Source organism: Streptomyces sp. NPDC051218 (genome assembly GCF_044455475.1).
In the GTDB taxonomy this organism is placed as follows: Bacteria; Actinomycetota; Actinomycetes; order Streptomycetales; family Streptomycetaceae; genus Streptomyces.
Genome location: NZ_JBITEU010000006.1, coordinates 286870 through 300435, shown reverse-complemented (window position 1 = coordinate 300435; position 13566 = coordinate 286870). Strand labels below are relative to the sequence as shown.

Sequence of the window (13566 nt, the reverse complement as noted above, 5' to 3'; positions counted from 1 at the left end):
TGAGTCTGTTCCTCGTGTGCCCCGCGTACCGGCCCTGTGGCCGGGACGCGGGGCACATGTGTGTCTAGCGGGCGGCGGGGGCGGTCGAGCCTCGGATCACCAGTTCGACGGGGAGTGTGTCGGCCCGGGGTGTGCGGCCCTCCAGGACGGCGAGCAGGGAGGTCATGCCGCGTTCGCCGAACTGCTCGGCCGGGAGTCGCACGGTGGTGAGTTCGGGTTCCACGGCGGTGGCGAGGGTGAGGTCGTCGAAGCCGGTCACGGAGAGGTCTTCGGGTACGCGCAGGCCAAGGCGGCGGGCGGCTTTGCAGGCGCCCGCGGCCAGGATGTCGTCGTCGCAGACGAGTGCGGTGGGGCGGGGCCCAGAGGCGGAAAGAGCGGCCTCGGTGGCCGTGCGGGCGTCCTCCACGGTGAGGAGCGCCCGAGCGGTGCGCAGGGCCGCGTCGGTGCCCGTCAGTGCCTCCGTGAGGGCGTCGGAGCGTACGTCGAAGGTCCAGGAGTCGACGTCGGCGGCGAGGTGCAGGAAGTCGCGGTGGCCCAGGGCGAGCAGGTGCTCGGCGGTCCGGCGCATTCCGTCGCCGATGTCGAGGTTGACGGTGGCCGCGCCGAGGCTGCCCGCGGGGTCGCTGTCGAGCATCACCAGGGGGAGTGCGTCGCCCTGGATGGTGGCGAGGGCGTCGGAGGCGATGGAGGAGGCGAGGATCCCGTCGAGGGCGGCGCGGCTTGAGTCGAAGGGGTCGCGGGCGGGGCCGATGCCCTCGGGGGAGGGGTAGAGGACGACACCGAAGCCGTTCTCGGCGGCGACGCGGGCGGCTCCGGTGTAGACGCGGGCGAAGAACTCGTTGGTGAGGGCGGGGACGACGAGGAGGGCCGTCCTGGTGCGTCCGAGGCGGAGGTTGCGGGCGGCGAGGTTCGGCCGGTAGCCGAGCTCGCGGGCGGTGGCCCGCACGCGCTCGGCGGTCCGCTCGGCGACGCGTCCTCGCCACTTGTCGCCGAACACGAGGGAGACGGTGGCCTGGGACACCCCGGCGGCTCGTGCGACGTCGCGGCTGGTGGGGCGTGGCCCCGCGGCCTCCTGCTGTGGCCCGGCCACTTCTGGTACCTCCCAGGTCGGTCCCGCGGTGAGATCGGGATGGACCCGCGGTGAGCGCTCATGGTACGTATGAGGCTCGACGTTATACGTAAAACCTCGGCGCGTCCGCGCCGGGGGAGGGGCGGGAAGCATGGCTGCCGGATACGCGGAGATCCTCCGGACGAGATACGCCGGGCGGCTGCTCGCGGGCACGCTGGTCGGCCGGCTGCCGAACGCCACCGCCGCGATCGCGATCGTGCTGTTCATCCGTGCCGAGGGCGGGACCTACAGCCTGGCCGGCGGCCTCGCCGCGGTGTACGGCGTGGCGAACGCGGTGGGTCAGCCGCTGCTCGGCCGCCTGGTGGACCTGTACGGGCAGCCGCGGATCCAGCTTCCCTCGGCGGTGATCTCCGCTCTCGGCATGGGGGCCTTCGCCTTCACCGGGCCCGATTCGCTCGGCCTCGCCTACGTCGCCGTGGGCGTGGCCGGTCTGTTCACTCCGCCTCTGGAGGGCGGCCTGCGTGCGCTGTGGCCGAGCGTCCTGGGCAAGGAGGAGCAGGTCCACACGGCGTACGCCATGGACGCCATCGCCCAGGAAATCATGTTCACCGTGGGGCCGTTGCTGGTCACCGGCTGTGTGGCGCTCTGGTCGGAGCAGGCCGCACTGCTGGTCGTGAACCTCATCGGCGTGCTCGGTGCCCTCTCCGTGGTGACGTCGAAGCCCTCGCGCGCGTGGCGCTCGGCGCCCCGTGAGGCGCACTGGCTCGGCGCGCTGCGCTCACCCGGGCTGATCGCGCTGCTCGGCGCGTTCCTCTTCATCGGCATGGCGCTCGGCTCCATCACCGTCGCCGGGGTGTCGTACGCGGACGCGAACGGCGGCGACGCGGTGTACGGCTGGATGATGGCGGCGATCGGCCTCGGCGCCCTGGTCGGCGGCTCGGTGTACGGGGCGCGGCAGTGGGCCGGGGTGCCGGAGAAGCGGCTGACCGTCCTGGTGGCCCTGCTCGCCCTCTGCTACTGGCCGTTGACGCTGGCGCCCGGAGCTGTCGCGATGACGGCGCTCATGGTGGTCGCCGGAGTGTTCCTTGCGCCCGCGCTCGCGTGCGCGTTCATCATCGTGGACCGGCACGCGCCGCGGGGCACCGTCACGGAGGCGTTCTCCTGGCTGGTGACCACGTTCACGGTGGGCGCGTCGCTCGGCACGGCCGCCGCGGGCCCGGTCGTCGAGTGGGGCGGAACGGTGTGGGGCTTCGCCGTTCCGGGGGGCGCGGGGATCGCCGCGCTGCTCGTTCTGCTGGCCACGGCTCGGGTGCTCGTACTCCCCGCTGATCCGGCGGTCGTTGCGGGTTCATCGGAAAATGATCGAAACGGTGCCGTCGAACCCGGTTTCAGGGCAGGGCATCAGGCGTAATGTTCAGTCATGGACCGCCGCATTTTCGGGCTGGAGAATGAGTACGGCGTCACGTGCACGTTTAGGGGACAGCGCCGTCTGTCGCCTGACGAGGTGGCGCGCTACCTCTTCCGCCGTGTTGTCTCATGGGGCCGCAGCAGCAACGTCTTTCTGCGGAACGGCGCCCGCCTCTATCTTGACGTCGGGTCACATCCGGAATACGCAACACCGGAATGTGACAACGTGACCGAGCTGGTCACGCACGACAAGGCGGGCGAGCGCATTCTGGAAGGCCTGCTCGTCGACGCCGAACGCCGCCTGCACGAGGAGGGAATCGCGGGCGACGTCTATCTCTTCAAGAACAACACCGACTCGGCGGGAAACTCCTACGGCTGCCACGAGAACTATCTGGTGGCCCGGCACGGGGAGTTTTCGCGGCTCGCGGACATCCTCATTCCCTTCCTCGTCACGCGACAGCTGCTGTGCGGCGCGGGCAAGGTGCTGCAGACTCCACGCGGCGCCGTGTACTGCGTCAGTCAGCGTGCCGAGCACATCTGGGAAGGGGTCTCCTCCGCGACCACCCGCTCCCGGCCGATCATCAACACCCGCGACGAGCCGCACGCGGACGCCGAGCGCTACCGCAGGCTGCACGTCATCGTCGGTGACTCGAACATGTCCGAGACGACCATGCTCCTGAAGGTCGGTGCCACCGACCTCGTGCTGCGCATGATCGAGGCGGGCACGGTGATGCGGGACCTGACCCTGGAGAACCCGATCCGGGCCATCCGCGAGGTCAGTCACGACATCACGGGCCGGCGCAAGGTGCGTCTGGCCAGTGGCCGGGAGGCCTCCGCCCTCGAGGTCCAGCGCGAGTACTACGAGAAGGCCGTGGACTTCGTGGACCGCCGCGGCATCCGCACGGGCACGGTCGAGCAGGTCCTGGAGCTGTGGGGCCGCACGCTCGACGCGATCGAGGCCGAGGACCTCGACCGTATCGGCACCGAGATCGACTGGGTCATGAAGTACAAGCTCATCGAGCGGTACCGCGCCAAGAACAACATGACCATGTCGCATCCGCGGGTCGCGCAGATAGACCTCGCGTATCACGACATCCACCGCCGTCGCGGGCTGTACTACCTCCTGGAGAAGAAGGGGCAAGCCGCCCGTATCTGCAACGACTTGAAGATCTTCGAAGGCAAGTCGGTGCCGCCGCAGACCACGCGCGCGCGGCTGCGCGGCGACTTCATCCGCAGGGCCCAGGAGCAGCGCCGCGACTTCACGGTCGACTGGGTGCACCTGAAGCTCAACGACCAGGCACAGCGCACGGTGTTGTGCAAGGACCCCTTCCGGTCGGTCGACGACCGGGTGGAGAAACTGATCGCCGGTATGTAATCCCTGATACAGGAGGTGCGTTGCGGGAACGCAACGCGGGGCGCCGTACGTTCCTCGTACGGCGCCCTTCTCCATGCGTAGAGTTGCGCGCACGCCAACCGACAAGATCGACCGATACGAGGCCCCCACCGTGCGCCGACGCTCACTTCTCCTTGCTGTTCCGGCCGGCCTGCTGACACTGGCCGGGTGTGGTGACGACAAGAAGGCCGACAAGGCCAAGTCCAGCGACAGCCCGTCGCCTTCCAACTCGACCTCGGCCGCGCCGACGGCGAAGATCGTGGACGGGCCGGTGCCCGAGATCACGAAGGGGAACAAGTTCGGCCAGAAGCCGACCGTCGCCAAGGGGTCCGGGAAGCCGTCCTCCGACCTGGCGGTCAAGACGCTGATCCAGGGCAAGGGCGCAGAGGTCAAGAAGGGCGACTACCTCCAGGCGAACTACCTCGGCCAGATCTGGGCCACCGCCAAGGTCTTCGACAACTCGTACGACCGCGGTAACCCCACGGTCTTCCCGATCGGCACCGGTCAGGTCATCCCCGGCTGGGACCAGGCCCTGGTCGGCAAGAAGCTCGACAGCCGTGTGGAGCTCGCGATCCCGCCGAAGATGGGTTACGGCACCGAGGGCAACAAGCAGGCGGGCATCAAGGGCGACGACACGCTGGTCTTCGTCGTCGATCTGGTGGGCACGTTCAGCTCCAAGAGCTCGGCCAAGGGCAAGGAGGTCGCGCAGTCCAACATCGACCTGCCCAAGGTCGGCACGAACACGGACGGCAAGGCCCCCTCGATCGACGTCCCGAAGAAGGACGCCCCGACGAAGCTCGTGGCGAACTACATCCTCGAGGGCGACGGCGAGGAGATCAAGGAGACCGACAGCCTCCTGTGCCAGTACAAGGGCGTGCTGTGGGCCGACGGCAAGGAGTTCGACTCCTCGTACAAGAGGAACGAACTCGCCTCGTTCCAGCTGGCGCAGGTCGTCAAGGGCTGGGCGCAGGGCCTGACCGGCAAGAAGGTCGGCAGCCGCGTCCTGATCGTCGTCCCGCCGAAGCTCGGGTACGGCGACCAGCCGCCGCAGGGCAGCACCATCAAGAAGGACTCCACGCTGGTCTTCACCGTGGACATCCTCGCGAAGATGTAACACTGTCCCAGCTGGCCATTCGTATCAAAGCAGGAGCATGAGCAACGTGAGCATCGACAAGCCCGAGATCGACTTCCCCGACGGCCCGGTCCCCACCGACCTCGAGATCGTGGACATCTGGGAGGGCGACGGCCCGGAGGCCAAGGCCGGCGACACCGTGCAGGTCCACTACGTGGGAGTTTCCTTCTCCACCGGTGAAGAGTTCGACGCCTCCTGGAACCGCGGCAACCCGCTCGCGTTCCAGCTGGGCGCCGGTCAGGTCATCGCAGGCTGGGACCAGGGCGTCCAGGGCATGAAGGTCGGCGGCCGCCGCAAGCTGACCATCCCGTCGCACCTGGCGTACGGCGAGCGCGGCGCCGGTGGCGGCCGTATCGCGCCCGGCGAGACGCTGATCTTCGTCTGCGACCTCGTCGCCGTCTGAGCGACGACCGAGCGACGACTGAGCGACGACTGAGCGATGTCTGAGGACAGGGTCTGATCAGACCTGTCCGTCGAGGCCCATGCCGGTTCCGGCATGGGCCTCGGCTTTTCCCACGACACCCCGGGGCGGTACGGTCGGCGGTCGGAAGCACTGTTGAGAAAGGGCGTCGATGGCCATTGCCAAGGCCGAGCGGCTGATGAATCTCGCGCTGTGTCTGCTCGGGACGCGGCGGCCGCTCAGCAAGCGCGAACTGCGCGAGTCCATCGAGGCCTATCTGGAGGCGGGGTCCGACGACTCCTTCAACCGGATGTTCGAGCGCGACAAGGACGATCTGCGCGAACTCGGCCTGGTCATCGAGACGGTGGAGAACCTCGACGGCGAAGTGGGCTACCTCGCGCGCCGCGACAGCAACCGCCTGCCGCCCATCACCATCGACGCCGAGGAAGCCGCCGCGCTCGGCCTCGCGGCCAAGGTCTGGCAGCAGGCCAGGCTCGCCGGAGCCGCCAGCGGCGCCCTGCAGAAGCTGCGCGCCGCCGGCCTGCCGGAGGACCTCGACCCGTACGGAACGCACAGCGCGCTCGAACCGCGCATCCCCGTGCACGAGGCGTCCTTCGAGCCGCTGATGCTCGCCTGCCGCGACCGCCGCCCCGTCGTCTTCGACTACCGCAAGGCCACCGCCGCCCGCCCCGAGCAGCGCCACGTCGAGCCGTGGGCGCTCGAGTGCTGGCGCGGTCACTGGTACCTCGCGGGCTGGGACCGCGACCGCGGCGCCGAGCGCGTCTTCAGGCTCTCCCGCATCACCGGGAAGGTCCGCGCCCGCGCCGGCAAGTTCACCGCCGACATCCCCGATGTGGTCACGGTGCGCGAGACCGTCGCGAGCTGGGCGGGGGAGAGCGCCGACCGTTCCGCCCTGATCCGACTGCGTACGGGCGCGGGCTACCCGCTGCGTGCCAAGGCCGCCCATATACGTGAACTGGGCGAGGGGTGGGACGAGTTGGAGATTCCGTACGGGCACGGGCTCGATGCCTGGCTGGTGGAGTTCGGGCCCGACGTGGTGGTGATCGGGCCCGCCGAGCTGCGGGCCGACGTAGTGGACCGGCTGCGCGCCGTGGCCAAGGGCTGAGGGGGATACACAGACCATGGCCTCGAACGCCATCGACCAGACCCGGCGGATGCTCTCCCTGGTGACCTATCTGCGCGAGCGCCCCGGCGCCCACGTACAGGACGTCGCCCGTGCCTTCGGGATCACCGAGGACGAGCTGATCTCCGACCTGGACGTGCTGCCGCTGTGCGGGACCAGTTTCCGCGGCGGCGACCTCCTGGACATCGACACCGACGGCGACCGCATCTGGTGGCACAACCCGGACGACGTGGCGGCCCCCCTGCGGCTCGCCGCCGACGAGGCCACCGCGCTCCTGGTGGCCGCCCGCGCGGTCTCCACGCTCCCGGGGCTGCGCGAGAGCGACCGGCAGGCGCTGGTGCGCGCCACCGCGAAGCTGGAGACGGCGGCCGGTGAGAACGCGGGCGCCAGCGCGCGGCTCTCGGTGACCTTCGAGTCCGAGGGCGGTGTCTTCGCCGACGTCGACCGTGCCATCTCCGAGCGCCGCCGGCTCTGGCTGCGCTACTACTCACCGGCGCGCGACGAGCTGACCGAGCGCGAGGTCGATCCGATCCGGCTCTTCGCCGTCGGGCACACGTACATGGAGGCGTGGTGCTACCTCTCCGAGGCGCGCCGCACCTTCCGCCTCGACCGGGTGGCCGAGATCAGGATCCTGGACGAGCCGTCCGCGCCGCCCGAGGTCGAACTGCGTGACCTCTCCGAGGGTCTCGTGCAGCCCGCGGCGGAGGACCCCGAGGTGGTCATCGAGGTCGGCCCCGGCGGCCGCTGGGTCGCCGAGTACTACCCCCACGACAGCGCCGAGGAACAGCCCGACGGCGGCCTGCGGATCACGCTGCGCACCCCGGACCCCACGTCACTGCGCAGGCTCGCGCTGCGGCTCGGCGGGGACGGGCACATCGTCTCCCCGGCGGCCCTCGCGAACAGCGCACGGCAGGCGGCACGCGAGGCCCTGGCGGCGTATGACGAGCAGGACGAACACCCCGGCGGGCCGTACGACAGGCAGGAGCAAGGGCGTTGAACACAAGCCTTATGTCCGAGATTCCCGGAATGTCGAGAATCGCCCCTGTGCTCTTCAAGGCCGCCTGCCCCGACTGCCGCGCCCGCTTCGAACTCTCCGCGGGCTCTCTGCGGTTGGCCATCGGCGCCTCGGCCCGCACCACCTTCTACTCGTTCACCTGCCCCGAGTGCGGCAACGCCGTGCGCAAGCCCGCGGGCGAGCGCATCGTCGAACTGCTCACCGGCGGCGGGGTGCGGACCCTGCGTCTGCACTCGACCGTCTAGGCTCGGCGCATGTTCTGGGCGATGGTGGCGATTGCCGCGGGGTTCTGTGGCCTCGCCGTGCTCGGCGTACTGGCGATTCGGGTCTTCATCGAGGCGCAGCGTCTCAGCACTCAAGTGACGCGGACCACGCAGCGGATCAACCGCGCGGCGGAGGATCTCGAGGCGGCGGCGACGGACGTGGCCCGCGCGAGCCGGGATGTCCCGTAGGGCCTGTGCCTGCGCTCGATGCCCATGAGGCGCGCATCGATACCGCGGCCTGTCAACTTCCCTTGTCCGGCAGGTACGCTGCTGACGTAGCCCGGCATGCGAGGCGCGGGCCGCAACTGGGGGTACGCACAGGGATTGCCCTGCGTTCACCCCTGAGCGTTACGATCGCTGTCAGCACGGTGGCCGGACAGCAAGTCCGACCTGTCCGGCAGCCCCGCCCCTGCCGCCTCGGTGAGAAGGTAAAGACGTATGTTTTCCGGAAAGATCGGCGCCCCCGAGATCATTCTCATTCTCGTCGTTGTCATTCTGCTGTTCGGCGCGAAGAAGCTTCCCGACATGGCCCGGTCGCTCGGCAAGTCCGCGCGCATCCTCAAGAGCGAGGCCAAGGCGATGAAGTCGGACGGCAAGAAGGACGAAGCCGCCCCGGCCGACCCGCCCGGCGACCCGTCCGCCGCTCAGCCGCGCACCATTCAGGCCGCGCCCGGCGACGTGTCCAGCTCCCGCCCGGTCACCGAGCCCACCGACAGCACCACACAGCGCTGATCCAAGGCCGGCGACGGCCGGCCTGCCGCACGAGATGAGGACGTGGGTTGCTCAAGTCTGCCCGCAAGAAGGAACAGGATCCCGAGGGGCGGATGCCGCTTGCGGAGCACCTGCGCGAGCTGCGCAACCGGCTCGCGAAGGCCGTGCTGGCCATCATCGTCGTCGCGATCGTCGCTGCCTTCTTCTACAAGGACATCATCGAGTTCTTCACGAACCCGATCCTGAGCTCCGTAGGGTGCGAGTCGAGCTTCGCCGAGCTGGCGGACAAGGGCGGCGAGGAGACCTGCGCGCGCATCGTGCTGAACGGTCTGATCACGCCGTTCACACTCGCCCTGAAGATCTCGCTGATGGCCGGTGTGGTGCTCGCGTCGCCGATCTGGCTGTACCAGCTGTGGGCCTTCATCGCGCCCGGTCTGCACAGGAGCGAGAAGAAGTACGCGTACGCGTTCGTGGGCGCGGGCTTCCCGCTGTTCATGGGCGGCGCGTTCTTCGCGTACAAGACGCTGCCCACGATGGCCCGCGTGCTGCTGGAGTTCTCACCCGGCGGCGTCGACAACCAGCTGCCGCTGGATGAGCTGATCGACCTGGTCACCCGCATGGTGGTCGTCTTCGGTCTCTCCTTCGAGCTGCCGTTGCTCCTGGTGATGCTCAACCTCACCGGAGTCATCACCGGCAAGCGCATGCTCGGCTGGTGGCGCGGCATGATCATGGGCATCACGGTCTTCGCGGCCGTGGCGACGCCCAGCACGGACCCGCTGACCATGATGGCCCTCGCCGGACCGATCTGGGTGCTCTACTTCGCGGCCACCGCCTTCTCGCTCCTGAACGACCGGCGCAAGGCCAGGATCGAAGCGGCCAAGCCCGATGACGACGAGGCGTCCGACCTGGACCTCACGCCCGAGGACGTCGGCGAGATCGAGCCCGTGTCCGCGAACAGGGCGCTTCCGGAGCAGGCGAGCGGCGACGGAGCGAACCGAGACCGGGTAAACGGTTTCGACGACGCGACGTGACCTTGTAGGGTCCCGCCGTGACCAGCGACATCACGCTCTTCGTCAATCCCACCGCGGGCCGCGGCCGGGGCGCCCACGCGGCGCAGCCGGCCGCTTCCGCGTTGCGGGCCGCGGGCTACTCCGTACGTACGGTCATCGGCGAGGACTCCGCCGACGCGCTGCGCCGGGCGCGCGATGCCGTGGACGCCGGCACGCGCGCGCTGATAGCCGTCGGCGGTGACGGCATGGCGAGCCTCGCGCTGCAGGCCGTCGCGCGGACCTCGACGCCCCTGGGCGTGATCGCCGTGGGCACCGGAAACGACTTCGCGCGCGCCCTCGGGCTCCCGGTGCGCGACCCGGCCGCCGCGGGCGCCGTCATCGCCGAAGCGCTCGACGCGGGGCGCACCCGCGACGTCGACCTGGGGCGGGTGGGCAAGACGTGGTTCGGTACCGTGCTCGCCTCCGGCTTCGACTCGCGGGTCAACGACCGGGGCAACCGGATGCGCTGGCCCACCGGACGCTTCAAGTACGACCTGGCGATGGCCGTCGAGCTCGCGGCCTTCCGGCCCATCCCGTTCCGGATCACGCTGGACGACACACAGGTCCACGAGATCGACGCGACGCTCGTCGCCGTGGGGAACGGGTCCTCGTACGGCGGGGGCATGCGGATCTGCGCGCGGGCCGACATGGGCGACGGCCTCTTCGACGTCACCGTCGTCGGCGACTGCAGCCGTACGACGCTCCTGAAGGTCTTCCCGCGGGTCTACAAGGGAACGCACCTGGACCACCCCAAGGTCACCGTGTTCCGCGCCTCGAAGGTGGAGCTCGCCGCCCCCGGAGTGACGGGGTACGCGGACGGGGAACAGCTCGGCGGGCTGCCGCTGACGGCGGAGTGCGTGCCGGGGGCCGTGCGGGTCCTTGGCCCCGAGGGGCCGCAGGAACCGTAAGGCAGATAATGATCGTCCGTTGTCAGTGGTGGCCGGTAGTCTCGAAAGCACGATGACAGAGGACCTCTCACCGGCCGAGCGGTACGCGGCGGCGCGCGAGCGCGCTGTCGAGCAGGCCACAGCACTCGCCGGCTTCCGCGAGATGTACGAATTCGGCCTCGACCCCTTCCAGATCGACGCCTGTCGGGCGCTCGAGGCGGGCAAGGGTGTGCTCGTGGCCGCCCCCACGGGCTCGGGCAAGACGATCGTCGGCGAGTTCGCCGTGCACCTGGCCCTGCTGCAGGGCAAGAAATGCTTCTACACCACGCCCATCAAGGCGCTCTCCAACCAGAAGTACGCCGACCTCTCCAAGAGATACGGCGCGGACAAGGTCGGTCTGCTGACCGGCGACAACAGCGTCAACTCCGATGCTCCGGTGGTCGTGATGACCACCGAGGTTCTGCGGAACATGCTGTATTCGGGCTCCCAGTCGCTGCTCAACCTCGGCTATGTGGTCATGGACGAGGTGCACTACCTCTCCGACCGCTTCCGCGGCGCCGTCTGGGAAGAGGTGATCATCCACCTCCAGGAGTCGGTGACGCTGGTCTCCCTGTCGGCGACCGTGTCGAACGCCGAGGAGTTCGGCGACTGGCTGGACACCGTGCGCGGCGACACCCAGGTGATCGTCTCGGAGCACCGGCCCGTGCCGCTGTTCCAGCACGTCCTCGCCGGGCGCCGGATGTACGACCTCTTCGAGGAGGGCGAGGGCCAGCGCAAGGCCGTCAACCCCGACCTCACGCGCATGGCGCGGATGGAGGCCAGCCGCTCGTACAACCCGCGTGACCGCCGCAAGGGCAAGATGGTCCGCGAGGCCGACCGCGAGCGCGAGCGCCGCCAGCGGTCGAGGATCTGGACGCCGGGCCGCCCCGAGGTCATCGACCGCCTCGACTCCGAAGGCCTCCTGCCCGCGATCACCTTCATCTTCAGCCGCGCGGCCTGCGAGTCCGCCGTACAGCAGTGCCTGTACGCGGGGCTGCGGCTGAACGACGAGGACGCGCGGGCCCAGGTCCGCGAGATCGTCGAGGAGCGCACGGCCGCCATCCCGGACGAGGACCTGCACGTCCTTGGCTACTACGAATGGCTGGAAGGCCTGGAGCGCGGCATCGCCGCGCACCACGCGGGCATGCTGCCGACCTTCAAGGAAGTCGTCGAGGAGCTCTTCGTGCGCGGGCTGGTGCGCGCCGTCTTCGCCACCGAGACCCTCGCGCTCGGCATCAACATGCCCGCCCGCAGCGTGGTGTTGGAGAAGCTCGTCAAGTGGAACGGCGAGCAGCACGCCGACATCACCCCCGGTGAGTACACGCAGCTGACCGGCCGGGCCGGCCGCCGTGGCATCGATGTCGAGGGCCATGCGGTGGTGCTGTGGCAGCGCGCCATGAGCCCGGAGCACCTCGCGGGGCTCGCAGGCACGCGCACGTACCCTCTGCGCTCCAGCTTCAAGCCGTCGTACAACATGGCGGTGAACCTGACCGAGCAGTTCGGGCGCCACCGTTCGCGTGAGCTTCTTGAGACGTCCTTCGCGCAGTTCCAGGCCGACAAGTCGGTCGTCGGGATCTCCCGGCAGGTGCAGAAGAACGAAGAGGGCCTAGAGGGCTACAAAGCCTCGATGACCTGCCACTTGGGCGACTTCGACGAGTACGCGCGCCTGCGCCGCGAGCTGAAGGACCGGGAGACCGAGCTCGCCAAGCAGGGAGCCAACCAGCGCAGGGCGGCGGCTGCCGCCGCGCTGGAGAAGCTCAAGCCCGGTGACGTCATCCACGTGCCGACCGGGAAGTACGCGGGTCTCGCGCTCGTCCTCGACCCGGGGATTCCGGCGGGGCGGGTGAACGGCCACCGCGGCTTCGAGCACCAGGACGGGCCGCGGCCCCTGGTGCTCACCGCCGAGCGGCAGGTCAAGCGGCTCGCCTCGATGGACTTCCCGGTGCCGGTCGAGGCGCTTGAGCGGATGCGCATCCCGAAGTCGTTCAACGCGCGCTCGCCGCAGTCGCGCCGGGACCTGGCGTCCGCCCTGCGCACGAAGGCCGGGCACATCGTGCCGGAGCGGCACCGCAAGGGGCGCGCCGCCGCCGCCGACGACCGCGAGATCGCCCGGCTCCGTACGGAGCTGCGGGCGCACCCCTGCCATGGGTGCGACGAGCGGGAGGACCACGCGCGGTGGGCCGAGCGCTACTACCGCCTGCGCCGGGACACCGTGCAGCTGGAGCGGCGCATCGAGGGGCGTACGAACACGATCGCGCGGACCTTCGACCGGATCGTGGCGCTGCTCACCGAGATGGACTACCTCCGGGGCGACGAGGTCACCGAGCACGGCAAGCGGCTCGCCCGGCTCTATGGGGAGCTGGACCTCCTGGCGAGCGAATGCCTGCGGGAAGGCGTGTGGGAGGGCCTCAGTCCTGCCGAACTCGCCGCGTGCGTCTCGGCGTTGGTGTTCGAGGCCCGGATGGCGGACGACGCGCTCGCTCCCAAGCTGCCCTCCGGGAAGGTGAAGGCCTCGCTCGGTGAGATGGTGCGGATCTGGGGGCGGCTCGATGCCCTGGAGGAAGAGTTCAAGATCAACCAGGCGGAAGGGGTCGGCCAGCGCGAGCCGGACCTCGGCTTCGCCTGGGCGGCGTACATGTGGGCGTCCGACAAGGGCCTCGACGAGGTGCTGCGGGAGATCGAGATGCCCGCCGGGGACTTCGTGCGGTGGTGCAAGCAGGTGATCGACGTCCTCGGGCAGATCGCGGCAGCCGCTCCTCGCGAGGGTTCGACCGTGGCGAAGAACGCGCGGAAGGCCGTGGATCAGCTGTTGCGGGGCGTGGTGGCGTACAGCTCGGTCGGCTGAGGCCGGCCTGGACGGCGATCTGCGCCGGTCGAGCGGGCCGGCCGCGGCTGGGCGGGCCCGGGGGTTTTCACCCCCGGGCCCGCCCCTTTTCGTATCCAGGTCCGGCTGTTCGACGCCATCACTCCACGTGTTCGATTGATCGCCACGCGTGCAAATGGGGCCGAGTGTATGCCCGTGGGTGAGCGCGCTGCAGGGGGTTACTGAATATGACT

The 13566-nt window shown here is 69.6% G+C and carries 13 protein-coding genes; 12 read left to right on the top strand and 1 reads right to left on the bottom strand.

Annotation, left to right across the window (positions count from 1 at the left end; genetic code table 11):
• Positions 1-64 precede the first annotated feature (64 nt).
• Positions 65-1090 carry a LacI family DNA-binding transcriptional regulator gene (locus tag ACIBCK_RS20125; RefSeq protein ID WP_399391951.1) on the bottom strand — a complete coding sequence of 342 codons (1026 nt, stop codon included), beginning with the start codon at positions 1088-1090 and terminating at the stop codon, positions 65-67.
• Between the two features lie 130 nt (positions 1091-1220).
• On the opposite strand from ACIBCK_RS20125, the gene ACIBCK_RS20120 reads away from it, so the two are divergent.
• The 12 genes from ACIBCK_RS20120 to ACIBCK_RS20065 all read left to right on the top strand — a co-directional run bounded on the left by ACIBCK_RS20120 (position 1221) and on the right by ACIBCK_RS20065 (position 13354).
• Positions 1221-2480 (top strand): MFS transporter, encoded by a 1260-nt coding sequence (locus tag ACIBCK_RS20120; RefSeq protein ID WP_399391949.1) that lies wholly within the window; start codon positions 1221-1223, stop codon positions 2478-2480.
• 9 nt (positions 2481-2489) lie between these two features.
• Complete coding sequence (gene pafA / locus ACIBCK_RS20115; RefSeq protein WP_150165878.1) at positions 2490-3851, top strand: Pup--protein ligase; 1362 nt, start codon at positions 2490-2492, stop codon at positions 3849-3851.
• Between the two features lie 130 nt (positions 3852-3981).
• Positions 3982-4983 carry an FKBP-type peptidyl-prolyl cis-trans isomerase gene (locus ACIBCK_RS20110; RefSeq protein WP_399392302.1) on the top strand — a complete coding sequence of 334 codons (1002 nt, stop codon included), beginning with the start codon at positions 3982-3984 and terminating at the stop codon, positions 4981-4983.
• 46 nt (positions 4984-5029) lie between these two features.
• Positions 5030-5404, top strand: a complete 375-nt coding sequence (locus ACIBCK_RS20105; RefSeq protein WP_367048861.1) for an FKBP-type peptidyl-prolyl cis-trans isomerase — start codon at positions 5030-5032, stop codon at positions 5402-5404.
• Between the two features lie 169 nt (positions 5405-5573).
• Positions 5574-6527, top strand: a complete 954-nt coding sequence (locus ACIBCK_RS20100; protein ID WP_399391947.1) for a helix-turn-helix transcriptional regulator — start codon at positions 5574-5576, stop codon at positions 6525-6527.
• A 16-nt stretch (positions 6528-6543) separates the two neighbouring features.
• Complete coding sequence (locus ACIBCK_RS20095; RefSeq protein ID WP_399391945.1) at positions 6544-7542, top strand: helix-turn-helix transcriptional regulator; 999 nt, start codon at positions 6544-6546, stop codon at positions 7540-7542.
• An 11-nt stretch (positions 7543-7553) separates the two neighbouring features.
• Positions 7554-7805, top strand: coding sequence for a hypothetical protein (locus ACIBCK_RS20090; RefSeq protein WP_399391943.1), 252 nt, complete (start codon positions 7554-7556; stop codon positions 7803-7805).
• Positions 7806-7814: 9 nt separating this feature from the next.
• Entirely contained in the window at positions 7815-8012 is a 198-nt protein-coding gene (locus ACIBCK_RS20085) for a hypothetical protein (RefSeq protein WP_399391941.1), read from the top strand.
• 249 nt (positions 8013-8261) lie between these two features.
• The gene (gene tatA, locus ACIBCK_RS20080) at positions 8262-8555 is read left to right on the top strand and encodes a Sec-independent protein translocase subunit TatA (protein ID WP_160503964.1); all 294 of its coding nucleotides are present in this window, start codon (positions 8262-8264) and stop codon (positions 8553-8555) included.
• Positions 8556-8602: 47 nt separating this feature from the next.
• Positions 8603-9565, top strand: a complete 963-nt coding sequence (gene tatC / locus ACIBCK_RS20075; RefSeq protein ID WP_399391939.1) for a twin-arginine translocase subunit TatC — start codon at positions 8603-8605, stop codon at positions 9563-9565.
• A 17-nt stretch (positions 9566-9582) separates the two neighbouring features.
• Positions 9583-10491: a diacylglycerol kinase gene (locus ACIBCK_RS20070; RefSeq protein ID WP_399391937.1), complete on the top strand. Its 909-nt coding sequence runs from the start codon at positions 9583-9585 to the stop codon at positions 10489-10491.
• 52 nt (positions 10492-10543) lie between these two features.
• Positions 10544-13354, top strand: a complete 2811-nt coding sequence (locus ACIBCK_RS20065; protein ID WP_399391935.1) for a DEAD/DEAH box helicase — start codon at positions 10544-10546, stop codon at positions 13352-13354.
• The last annotated feature ends 212 nt before the right edge of the window (positions 13355-13566 follow it).